A 12,573-nucleotide genomic window follows, 5' to 3' on the forward strand; every position below is an offset into this window, starting at 1 on the left:
TCATGGGCCTAGTCCGCAATCTTGGACGCGACGTATGCAAGATCCGCAATATCGATCCGGTTATCCCCGTTCAGATCCGCTGTCTTGGCCGTGGTCCAATCGTCACTGCCGGAGTCCTTGCCGAAGTGATAAGCAGCGATGGCCAAGTCGCCTACATCAACCGTCCCGTCCTGGTTCAAGTCCGCCGATGCTTCCTTGATCACAGCAGCCTGGAAGGTCTCCACTGCACCAGCCAATGCCGTAACGGCGCTGTTCACCTGGGATTGGGTCGCAGCTGCGTTGTCCTTCACCGCAAGGGCGGCGTTGATCGCCGTACCGAAGGCATCCTTAGCAGCCTGCGGGTATTGACCCGGCAGAGTGCCGACCACAGCAGATTGATACTTGCTCTGTGCATTCACAATGGCTGTGGTAAGGGCGGCCTTATCCACTACCGGCTCCGAGGCGCCGACGGAGATGCTCTTGCTGCCCATGGCTGCTTGAACAACGGTGCCCGCAGGCGCCACTCCCAGCTTGGCTTGGGCGGCGGCTATGGTTCCGGACGTATTCTGAACACCGTCCTTCACCTTGAAGGTCACCTTCAGCACCGGCGTGCTGGCGCCGGATATCCCGCCGATATCGGCCGCCACGATCCGTACTTGACCGGCCGTCTCTTTGTTCTCCTTCACGATCTGAATGCTCTCGGTTGCGCCAGCCGTTCTCACATAGTCGAATACGCCGGCATCATAGGTTAAGGTCATATCCTGGGCGTATACGCTCTGCACGACGTTGTCCAGGCTCACCGTTGCCGTTAAGGTGCCGCCCGGCTTCACGCTTCCGTCCGCCGTGATGGAAGCCGTGAGCACTTGGGATGCCGGCCATACCGGGTCTGTGGCGGCATTGCTGGTGGTGATGTAGATCCGGTCGATGATCAGACCGGATTCCCGGCCCCACAGGTTCAACTCATGCTCACCGGCGGTCATGTTCAGCGAAGTGCCGCCGGTTACGGACGTGCCGCCGTTGCTCAGATTCACCCATCGGAACTGGCTATTGCTCACACTCTGAATCCCGTTGGAGGTGAACTTGTAGCTGTTATCCAACCCGACATGAATGGAATCCGTTTGGAAGCTGCGGCTCTTGGCCAAGAGCCAGATGTTATAGGCTCCCGTTACCGGCACGTTGATTTTATAATTCAATCTGGAGCCGGCAGCCAGACTGGCCGCATCCGTTCCCGGTGTCACCGCAGTGCCGTCATCCGGGGTGAATTGCATGGCCTTGGTGATCAGGCCGTCCGCCAGCGTCCAGGTATGGCCGTTGGCAACGCCGTATACATAGGCGTTCTGCGAATTTTCCGCTGCTGTCTCCGCCTCGATGGCGATCACGGACGGAATGCTGAAGTCAATGGTGTACGTGGAGGATTGCAAACCTTCCCTGCCTACAGTCACCGTAGCTCTGCCGGGTACTCCCGCAGCCTGGGTAATCGTCACGTTGGCCCCAGGGTCACTCGGCTCTGCCGTTACGACCAGCTGGGATGCAGTCGTTCCGGCCGGTACATCTACGGCATAGGTGTATGTGCTTGGGCTGAAGCCGCCCACCTGTACGCCGTTCACCCGAAGAGAATTCAGGTTCGTATCATAGTTCGATCCGGTCAGCTTGTCGTCCAGTCTGAAATAGTCGAAGTCCACGCTGCCGCCGGTGGTCTTGGTTGCATAATTGAACAATGCAAACCGGTAGCCCATAAAGTGCGGTAAGGTATAGGACATCTGCAGCGTGTTCCCGATAGATGCCCAGCGTTCACCGTCCAGACTGAAATAAAACTTGGCCTTATCCGTTCTATTCTTATAGTCCAGCTCCGTCTTCAGATACACGGTGTTCTGTTGGAGAGGCACACTTGCCACTTCAACCGCAGACCCGGAGCTCCCATTCATCATGACGACGGACCTGGCCGCACCCGACATCTTCACGCCGACAAACCCGTAGTTCATCTGAAATGCGGCGATACCGGCATAATCACCGTCCTTCATGCCGCTGACATCGATGGCAACGGTGCCCGAGCTCTCCGGCCCGAAGGTTCTTTGGGATAGCGTATTTCGGGCGTTCAACAAGCCGGTGCTTGTTCTTCCGGTCGTGAGCCTTAAATATCCGGGCCGTTCGGTCAGCGACCAATACCGGTTATCCGGGTTATGATTCCACTGCCACGCCAGAGCCAGATTGGAGCCGTTATCATCATTCTCTCCGCCGGCCACCACGGTATGATAAGCATGGACTCTCTTCGGTCCCTGATCGAATGTGTCGGAGGTAACCCAGCCGGATCTCGACAGCTCCGCCGGAATCCCGGTGTCATTGACATCCCCGAATACCGGCCAGCCATCCTGGCTCCAGGTCATCGGAACGATGTATGGGATCCGCCCCACCGAGCCATAATCCTGGAACAGGACGCCGTACCATTTCCCGTCGGGAGTATCGAGGATCCCCCCCTGGGCAACGCCGGCACCGTTCGAATGGCTCCCCGATCTTAAAGCGATTCTTCCTTCATAGGTCCCGTCGATCTTGTCGGCCCGATGGACCAGTTGGGTGCGAATACTGCCCGATGGCCAAGAGATATTGAAGATATAATACTTGCCATTGATTTTGTAGATGTGGGAGCCTTCCGCCCCAAGTCCGCCGGAGCCCCCCGGAGCGCTCGCATTTTCGATAATGACCTTGTCCATGCCCCCTGCCTTGATGGCTGTAGCATCGGCTGTCAGCTCAAGAATCCGAATCGTGCCATTGCCGTATACCAAGTAGACGCGACCGTCATCATCGAACAGCAGCGACATGTCGTGATAGACGCCGCCTCCAAGCTCATACTTCTCCCAAGTCCCCTGTTCGAGGTCCGTTGTTTGAAAAATATAAGTTTTGCCAATGTCATTGGATGCAAACGCAATATAATACTTGCCATTATGGAACCGGATGCTGCTTGCCCATGAACCTTTCCCATATATATTTTGCCCATTGGATAAAGTCTGTTTGTCGCTGGCTGCCAGAATATCGTATACATAATTGACGATTTCCCAGTTCACGAGATCCTTGGACTTCATAATGGGAACCCCAGGGTTCATATGCATGGTCGTACTGGTCATGTAGTACGTATCTCCGACCCGGATGGCGCTAAGATCGGGAACATCTCCCCATAGGATGGGGTTAGGCGCATTTCCTTGAGCGGCATGTATCGTCGTTCCGGGGGCTATGCCCACCCAGAGGATGAACGCCAGGAGCATGAGCAGCGGCTTCCTGATTAGGGGTTGAATGGACGAACGGTTCATTGTTGAGCCTCCTCCAAAAAAAGTGTATAAGCCCCTTCCTTCCCGGCTTTGGTAGCGCTTTAAATTTTCTATACCACCTCCCAATGAAAGTTACGAATTGTAGCATTATGAAGAAGACGAGGCTGCGAATGCTCTTATTATAGCGGTGTTGCCGGGAATACTCGATGTAATTTCTTTTTATTAATGTTGATTTTCTTGTTTTCTGCAAGGGTTGTGCAATAATGAAGCCCAAGAGGTGGACGCGGGGGCTAACCCTGTCCAATCTTTTGGGCTGACTGATCTAATGCCTATATTGGAATGACGAAAAATCTGCGGTTCCTCCGGTCTCCTGGGTCGAATACATAAATAGCCCCAGGCGTGCTCCGACAAATTGGTCCATCTTCCAAACCATATGATGCCGAATCCCGAGCATGTTCCATTCGTCCCCGATCTGATAGTAGAACTCGCACTCATCCGTGTTGTTAGCAAAGTTGCCTCTGGCCTTCAGCGTCACAATGGGACCGCCTGCGGCAATACGGGCATATTCGGTCCCCGGCTTGAGATCGATCAGATTGCCGAAGATCGTTGGGTCTTCCGCTGGCCGGGCCATCATAACCAGATCATACTGCCCCTGTACCTTGTGCAGGGCAATGAAGGCGTACGAGCTGATTAGGAAGCATAGGCCGGCGTAATCTCCCTCCTTCAGCCCGGAGCCGTCCAAGGTAACCTGCGCCTCGCATACGGCCCCCATGGCCCGCTGGGTCAGCGTGTTGACCGCATAGTTCAGGTTGGGGCTGATCTTGCCGGAGCGTATGCGGTAAGCCCCCGGTTTTTCCGTGACGGACCACAGCCCTGCCGCCGGGTTATGATTCCACTGCCAATAGTCCTTCAATCGAACTTGTCCGAGGCGGTCCGGCTCATAGCGGAAATCGTCATCCCCCACCAGCGGCTTGTAGATGTAGTCCGGCCTGGTACTGGGAATATCAATATAATGCGGCGCCCTTGCATCGAATACCGGGAAGCCCTTCTCCCATCTTAAGGGCACTACAACAGGGATTCGCCCCACGGCTCCATGATCCTGGAACATGATGGAGTACCACCGGCCATCCGGAGTATCGACGATCCCCCCCTGCGCGATGCCGGCATTCCAATAACCCATATCATCGTCAAAAACTTCACCGCCGGTAAACTCTCCTTCCAGGGAGTCGGCCCTAAAGCACGCTTGGGTCCGCCTCCGGTTCCCGGCTCGGGCGATGTGGATCAAGAAGACATAATAGCTGCCATTGATCTTATACAGATGCGCCCCTTCATATCCGAGATCATGGGGCTCGGTGTCCCTTACCACGATCCGGTTCAAGCCGCCGGGCTTGGGACCCGTAAGGTCCTCCGTTAATTCCGTCAGACGGATCTCGGTATTGCCATACATGATATAGATGCGGCCGTCATCGTCGAACAGAAGAGAGGCATCATGATAGAAGCCTTCGATGTTAGGGTGTCTGGTCCATGGACCCGATGCGTCCGGGGAGGAGAACAAATAGGTTTTCATCGTATCGTTAGCGACGAAGACCACATAGAATCGCCCTTGATGGTACCTTAACGAGGCGGCCCACATGCCCATTCCGTAGATATGGTGGGTTCCCTCCAGCCGTTGCCCGGGCGTATCCTCCAGAACGTCGTATACGTGGGAGGCTACCTCCCAGTGAAGCAAGTCATAGGACCTTAAAATGACACCGCCCGGTGTAAAGTGCATGGTGGTGCTGACCATATAATACGTATCCTCGACCCGGATCACATCGATGTCCGGATAATCCGCCCATATAATCGGGTTCTGATGCATGGCTCCTCTCCTCTCACCAAGACCGCTTGTCTGCATATATCCGCACATACTCTTTCAGTATATCAACAAACCCCAGCTATGATTAGTAAGGAAAGTTTAGATTCTAGTATGAAAAGTATATTGAAAATGAAAAAACGCCTCTGTTCCGCAACAGAGGCGTCTTCCTAGATTCTTTTACTGCGCCGACACTTGAATGCTGTCTACATTAGGCCCTTCCGTTCCGGTCGTGACCACCTTCAGCGTATTGGTTCCGCTGTTCATGGAGACCTGAATCGTCTTCTCCCCCCAGGCGGACCAGCTTCCGGATGCCCCAAAGGCCGTATCGCTAATCACCTTTGTCCCGTTCACATACACATCCAGGTTCCGGGTTCCGGTTTCCAGCGCATACCGGAACTTCACGTTTTTCGTGCCTGCCGTGGCGCAATAAATGCTGCTCCACTGAATAGCTGCACCGGTGGATGCGTTGAAGTTCACGTATCCGGTACCGTTATAGCCCGGATTGATGCTCTCCACCGCGGAGCTGGTCAGCGTGGTGCCCGTCTCCGCCTCATAGACCGTGCCGCTGCCGGTGCTTCCGCCCATAGCGGCTACGAAGGTTGTTACACTCTGGGCAGGAAGCTGGGCGGTGAAGGATCCTCCCGATACGGAGATGGCGGGTCCTGCGGCAAGATTGCGGCTGCCATCCGTAATCCACGAGGAAACCGTCGACGCATTTCCGTTCTGAAGCACGAAATTCTGGCTCACCGCAGAAGTGCCTCGGTTAATGGCTACAATCACAACCTTATTGTCGCCTTTATAAGCGGAGGCGTAAATGTTGGTATTCGGATTCTTCGTCGCATCCACCCTGACATACCCCGGGCGGATGAATTTGGAGAAGTGGGCCATGTTATACCCCCGCTTGCTGATCGTACCGTCCTCCTTCATAGGACCGTACTGCCTGCGGATGTACCACCATACATAGGCCTGGAACTCCCCATCCACCATGGCGTTGTTAATGTGATAGGACACATCCAGCGCCTCGGGCCAACGGTCGGCTGAATTATTGTCGCTGTTAGGATAGTATACCTCCGTCATCCAAAGCTCTTTCCCCGCCCCTTTTTGTTTGAAGAGAGGATAGGGGAAATTGCTGAAGCTGGTCCCATAGAGGTGGGTGCCGAGGATATCCATATTGGCAAGAGCCTGCGGATCGTTCAGGATGGGGTCCGACATATTTTTGAGATACGAAAAGGATTCCGGAGCGATGACTTTGCAATTGATGGAGCCCGCGTTCTCCTTCATAAAACGCAGGATTTCCTGAGGTGTCCACCACGTCCAGGTATGGGCATAATCCGGCTCATTCTGGACGGAAATGGCATACAGATTCACTCCGTTATTCTTCATGTATGTAACGAAGTCATTCAGATGCTGGGCATAGGCAGCGTACTTATCATACCGCAGCCGCTTGGCCGCCGTGTCGCCGTTATGGTTGAAGGTTTCCGTCATGCTGCTGGGAGGATTCCAAGGTGAAGCGAACACGATGGCTCCGTGGGCAATGGCGTTTTTCGCCGTATCCAGTTCCCGGTACCAATTGTCCTTATTCTCGTCAACGTAGATTCTTAACACGGAGAAACCCAATTCATTCGCATCGTTGCCGAATGCGGTTTCCCTCTGGCTTGCCGTCAAATCTCCGGCCCATGCCGGGTGGTTGATGCCTCCGAAACCGCGAATCAGCTGCTTTTCCGCCGATACATTCACGATGACGTCGCTGGCTGCGGAAGCCGGAGCCGGCCCCGGCACGTTGAACAGCAGCGACAGCACTGTTGCACCAGCCAATAACGCACGAATGGACTTTTTGACACCTGGAACCATACATTCATCTCCTCCTTAATGATTTAATTGTGCAGATCCCTGCCTGCCATTCTATCGCTCTCACCTCCTTTCATGATTCTCTATCCCTTCACCCCGCCGACGGTCATGCCCTGCACGAAGTACTTCTGAAGGAAGGGGTATACCACAAGAATCGGCACGCCGGCAATAATCGTCATCGTAGCCCGGATCGAGGCCGGCGTGACGGAGGTGACGCTTCCGCTCTGAGCATAGACATCGCCGGCCGATTGGCTGGTGGCGGTATTGGACGTCTGCAGAATCTTCATGAGCTCATACTGCAGCGTGCTCAGATTCAGATTGGAGGAGTTGTACAAGAAGACGTCGAACCAGGAATTCCACTGTCCCACCGCGACGAACAGGGAGACGGTAGCCAGCGCAGGAATCGTCAGCGGAAGGACGACCCGCATGAATGTCGTGAATTCGCCCGCCCCATCGATACGTGCCGATTCCAGTATCCCTTCGGGCAAACCCTCAATGAAGGAGCGGATCACGATCATATTGAAGACGCCGACAATGCCGGGGATGATATATACCCAGAAGGAATCGATCAGATTCAGATTCTTGATCAGCAGGTATACGGGAATCAATCCGCCGCTGAAATACATGGTAAAGACGAAGAACATAGTGACGAACTTGCGCAGCACATAGTCCTGGCGGCTGATGGTGTAAGCCAGCATGGCCGTACAGAAGACGGCAACCGCCGTGCCGATCACCGTTCGCAATGCTGATATCAACGTGGAGTGGTAGATGGAGGATTCCCCGAAGATATACTTGTAATTCTCCATGGTCCACGAACGGGGCCATATATAGATTCCGCCCTTGATCGCATCGTTCGCATCATTAAGGGATACAGCCAGCATATTGATGAACGGGTACAGGGTGATGATCATCAGCGCAAGCATAAAGAGGATGTTACAGGTATCGAACACTTTATCGCTTAGGCTGGAATATCGAAGCCGGGACGATTTCACATTCCCCATGACGGATGCCCTCCTCTAGAACAATCGGCTTTCGCCCATTTTTTTGGCGATATAGTTGGCGGAGAACAGGAAGATGAAGCTGACGACCGTCTTGAACATACCTGCCGCCGTGCCCAGCGAGAAATTGCTCATCGCCATCCCGTACTTGAGCACGAAGATATCTAGGTTCTCGGAATAGTCCACATTCATGCCGTTGCCCAGCAGATATTGCGGCTCGAACCCCGACTCCAGAATATTCCCCAGGCTCATAATCAACAAGATAATGATGACCGGCTTGAGTCCCGGAAGGGTGATATGGCGGATCCGTTGGAACCGGCTGGCCCCGTCGATTTCGGCCGCCTCGTATTGGGCAGGATCAATCGTCGTAATGGCGGCCAAGTATACGATGGTATTCCAGCCGACATCCTTCCAGACCTCGGTCGCGCCAAGGATCCCCCAGAAATATTCCCCTTTGGCCAGCCATAACACCGGTTTGTCGATGACATGAAAGTGGGACAAGATGACATTGATGATCCCCTCCGGCGACAAGACGGTCAGTACAATACTGGAGGCCACCACCCAGGAGATGAAATGGGGTAAATAGCTGACGGTTTGGACAAACCGCTTGAAGATCAGGTTCTTCAGTTCATTTAAGAGGATAGCCAGGGTAATGGCGGTCACGAACCCCAGCACCAGCTTGATAGAGCTCATGACCAGCGTATTCCTTAATACCCGGTAGAAGGTATTATCCGAGAAGAGGAAGCGGAAGTTTTTCCAGCCCACCCACTCCTGATCCGCGAAGGCCCTTGCCGGCCTGTATTTCTGGAAGGCCATGGTCCAGCCCCAGAGGGGAATATACTTGAAGATCAAGGCCCAGATGACAAAAGGGATCGACATCAACACCAGTACCCGCTGTTGAATCAATCGCTTCAAAAAGCTTGAGGACCGGGAGGGATGGTTCATGAGCGCCTCTGCTGCCGAAAGAGCAGGCTCCGTATGCTTCTCCACGTGTATGGCTCCTTTCGAGCATTCCATGAAAAGTAAAGAGGGTTGAATGGTGTGCCGTCTCAACCCTCATCTGTTCCGGTTATATGAACCTTCCAGCTCTTACCATTTGCCGGCGATCCGATCCTTAATGGCTTTGTTGATCGTATCCTCGTATACCTTCCGGTCCAGCTTGTTCAGCTCGCTGATGTACTCCTTCCAAGTCGCATCGAACTTGTCGGGAGACTCAAGAATCAACTTGGACAAGAATTTCTTCTGCAGGTCGTCCGCTTTGGTGATGAAGATCTGTTCCGGCGATCCTTGGGGAATGCTGATGGACCAGGCCGGGAACCACTTTCGCTCGTCCGGCTTGCTGAAGTAACCGCTGAAGGTCTTGGCTCCGTAGGCCTCCAGAATTTTCTTGTCTCCGTCCGTGTACAGCTTGGATATGACCTCCGGCTGGTTGCCTGTCGAATAGGCATTGCCGTCCTTCAGCACGGAATTGCCCCCGTATTTAGGCCAATCATTGGCGTAATAATTGAAGCCGAAGGTGCGGCTCAGCTCCGGATCCTCATGGTATTTGGCCTGTTCGTCCTTGTAGTAGTAGCGGCCCTTCTCATCCACGCTGTAGGTCTGATCCTTGATTCCCCAAGAGATCAGGATCTGGTTCTCTTCCTTCAGCATGTTGTCGAAGTACTTGATGATGCGCACCGGATCCTTGGCCTTCACCGATATGCCAACGGCGTAGTTCGCCACGAAGCCCGGTGGATCGATGTACTGGTCTTTGATACCCTTATCGAAAACAATGGGAAGCGGCGCATAACGCTTCTCATCCACACCGGCGGCCTTCAGGTTTTTGCTCGCATCTCCGACCTGCCAGGCGTAATTGAAGTAACCCAGTACCCTGCCGGAGGTTACCTTGGCCAAGTATTGGTCCTTGTTCATCGTGAAGGACTCCGGGTCGAACAGACCGGCCGCATTCATCTCGCTCAGCTTCTTGACCCAGCGCTGCTGATACTCCGTCCCCGCAACGATCTTGGCTTCGTTCGTCTTCATATCGACAATGACGCTGCCGTCATTGGGATAGCCTGCCAAGTGCATAGCCGGATTCTGCAGGGTGAAGAAATTGTTATTCACCCCGGCCGATACCATAAAGCCGATCGTATCCTTGCCGTCCACCTTCGGATACTTCTCCTTAAACTTCTTGATCAGGTCGAAGTACTCATCCAAGGTGGTGACCTTCGGATAGCCGAATTCCTTCAGTACCGACCGTTGAATCCAGAAGGCACCGCCTCCGATGTCCGGCTCCGCTGTATAGCCTTGGTTAGCCGTGTAGGGGAGTGCGTAGATCTTCCCGTCCTTCGCCTTCATCTTGTTAAAGTAGGGACCGTACACCCGCTTGATATTCGGGCCGTACTTCTCAATCAGCTCATCCAACGGAATATAAGCCCCTGCATCCATCAGCTTGGCCATCTCACCGCTGGAGCTGATGACGTCGGGATAATCTCCGCTGGCGATCATGACCCCCGCCTTGGTGGCACTGTCACCGACCAGATATTGCATTTTGAAATCCACGCCGGTTTGCTTCTGCAGTTCCTTCCCGATGGTGGTTTCGCTGGCCAGAATATCCTTCTTCCCTTGTGAGAAGAGAAAGTACGAGAAGGTAACGGGCGTTTTGTTCTCTGCTTCCGCCGTTGCGGATGCTCCTCCCGAGGGAGCAGGCGAGGCGCTGTCCTTATTATCCTTGCTGCCGCTGCTGCAGCCTGTCATGACAGCCGCCGTCATCACAGCGGCCAGCCCCGCCTTCCATGCGTTCTTTCCGACCATTGGTCTCATTGCCCCTTTCGAATGATGTGCCGCCTTGTAGACGCTTTCATTATATCAACGATGCCATCTCTTGATTAGACAAGAAAATTCAGTTCATAGTATGGAAATTATATGGAAATGGCAGTCGGATCTGAATTCTCGTGCCCTCCCCCTCCACACTGTCGATGTCAAAATAGAACTGCTCCTGATAGATGAGCTTCAGGCGGCAGTAGGTGTTCTTGATGCCGACCCGTTCCCCCATCGCATCGTCTCTTGCCAGATCCTGCCTGATCCCCTTCAATCTGTCCGGTGACATCCCCATGCCGTTATCCTCCAGCACGAAGTGCAATTCGCTGTCCGTAACCGCGATCTTCACGCGAATCATCCCCCTGCCTGGGGCGGATTCGACCCCATGTATACTGGCGTTCTCTACGAAGGGCAGGAAGATCATCTTGGGTATCCGGTGATCCATAGCCTGCTCGTCCACCTGGATGTCGAATTCCAGCTCATCATCGAACCGGTATTTCTGAATCTCCAGGAAGCATTGAATGACCTCCAGCTCCTCGCTGACCTTGATCCAGTCCTGGGACCAGGATATGGATCTCCGGAACATCTTGGCCATGTTGTGGATGATCTCCGCCGTTTCGTCCTCCCCCTTGATCACGCTTCTCATCCGGACAGATTCCAGGGCATTGAACAGGAAGTGCGGATTAATCTGGCTGTGCAGGGCATGCAGCTGAGCCTGCTGCTGCTTCAGCTCCAGGTCCTTCTTCTGGATATCCGCCAGATAGACATCATTGATCAAGGTATCGATCTTCATGGTCATCCGGTTGAATTCGTTCGTTAATTGTCCGATTTCGTCCCGCCCGTCTTCGTGGGGGATGGTTTGAAAGTTTTGATTTTTGATCTTCTTCATATATTTCAAGAGCCGCACAAGACGAACATGCAGAGACCGTGACATGGCCGCAATGATGATGGAGGGAACGACAAAGTTGATGCATGCCAGCCACACCATGGAGAAACGCGACTTCCGAACCACATTCAGCACAACTTCCTTGTTCATCACGCCGTGAAGCGACCAGCCTTCCAGATAGTTGCTCTCTGCGTAGGAGGTGACGAAATCTTCGGATTTGGACAACCCGGGGATATTCTGGAACAATGGCTTCTCTTGGGATCCATCCATATCCTGATCGTTGCTGAACTGCACCCTTCCCTTCGGATCCACCAGATACACCTTGCCGTCGAAGCCGTTGTTTAGGAACAGCTGGTTAATGGTCTTCATATTAAGGTCGATCTTCAGAATCTGGTTGAAGCCGTTGGTATAGTAATTGTCCAGCTTCTGAAGGAGGCTGAAGGTCTGGTCCGAGTTGATGAGAGTCGGGTAAGGGGCGGAATAGGACCGGAACTGGGTAAACCAGGAGGTATTCTTGATTTCTTCCGTTAACGGCTCAATATAGCCGGTTAGGATGGTAGGATTATCCGTATAAACCTTATATTGCAAGGCATTGAGCAGATTTTTGTCCGAATTGGAGAACGCTTCCTTCAGGTAAGTATTATAAGCATCGACATATTCATACGTACTGGCATAGCGGCGGGCTAGATACTCGTTGAAGATCCGGTCGGCATAGAAGGAGTAAGAGACCCCTGCCGCTTGGTCGATGACCGTCTTCAGAGAGCCCTTGATATTCTCCAATGCCAGGCCGGCGTCATGGATCTTCTGATCCTTGATGTTCGTCGTGGTCACATGGTAGAATACGGCATTGGTCATGACGATCGGCAGGAACACGCACAGCGCATACATGAGCAGCAGCTTATCCCGCAGCTTCATATGATTCAGATGAACGATTCGCACATTAACTCC

7 protein-coding genes are annotated in these 12,573 nt (G+C 53.5%); all 7 read right to left on the bottom strand.

Features of this window, described 5'->3' with window-relative positions; all coding sequences use genetic code 11:
- Positions 1-8: 8 nt before the first annotated feature.
- Positions 9-3,281, bottom strand: a complete 3,273-nt coding sequence (locus ACSEXW_RS22495; protein WP_438448432.1) for a family 43 glycosylhydrolase — start codon at positions 3,279-3,281, stop codon at positions 9-11.
- A 280-nt stretch (positions 3,282-3,561) separates the two neighbouring features.
- Positions 3,562-5,097, bottom strand: a complete 1,536-nt coding sequence (locus tag ACSEXW_RS22500; protein ID WP_438448433.1) for a glycoside hydrolase family 43 protein — start codon at positions 5,095-5,097, stop codon at positions 3,562-3,564.
- 174 nt (positions 5,098-5,271) lie between these two features.
- A complete protein-coding gene (gene xynC / locus ACSEXW_RS22505) occupies positions 5,272-6,945 on the bottom strand; it encodes a glucuronoarabinoxylan endo-1,4-beta-xylanase XynC (protein WP_438448434.1) in 1,674 nt (557 codons plus the stop codon).
- Positions 6,946-7,025: 80 nt separating this feature from the next.
- On the bottom strand, positions 7,026-7,943 hold the full coding sequence (locus tag ACSEXW_RS22510; protein WP_438448435.1) for a carbohydrate ABC transporter permease: 918 nt from the start codon (positions 7,941-7,943) through the stop codon (positions 7,026-7,028).
- Between the two features lie 15 nt (positions 7,944-7,958).
- Complete coding sequence (locus ACSEXW_RS22515; protein WP_438448471.1) at positions 7,959-8,885, bottom strand: ABC transporter permease; 927 nt, start codon at positions 8,883-8,885, stop codon at positions 7,959-7,961.
- A 144-nt stretch (positions 8,886-9,029) separates the two neighbouring features.
- On the bottom strand, positions 9,030-10,733 hold the full coding sequence (locus ACSEXW_RS22520) for an ABC transporter substrate-binding protein (protein WP_438448436.1): 1,704 nt from the start codon (positions 10,731-10,733) through the stop codon (positions 9,030-9,032).
- An 88-nt stretch (positions 10,734-10,821) separates the two neighbouring features.
- On the bottom strand, positions 10,822-12,564 hold the full coding sequence (locus tag ACSEXW_RS22525) for a sensor histidine kinase (RefSeq protein WP_438448437.1): 1,743 nt from the start codon (positions 12,562-12,564) through the stop codon (positions 10,822-10,824).
- Positions 12,565-12,573: the final 9 nt, after the last annotated feature.

It is taken from the genome of Oryzibacillus soli (assembly GCF_051594765.1).
Classification (GTDB): domain Bacteria; phylum Bacillota; class Bacilli; order Paenibacillales; family NBRC-103111; genus Paenibacillus_AR.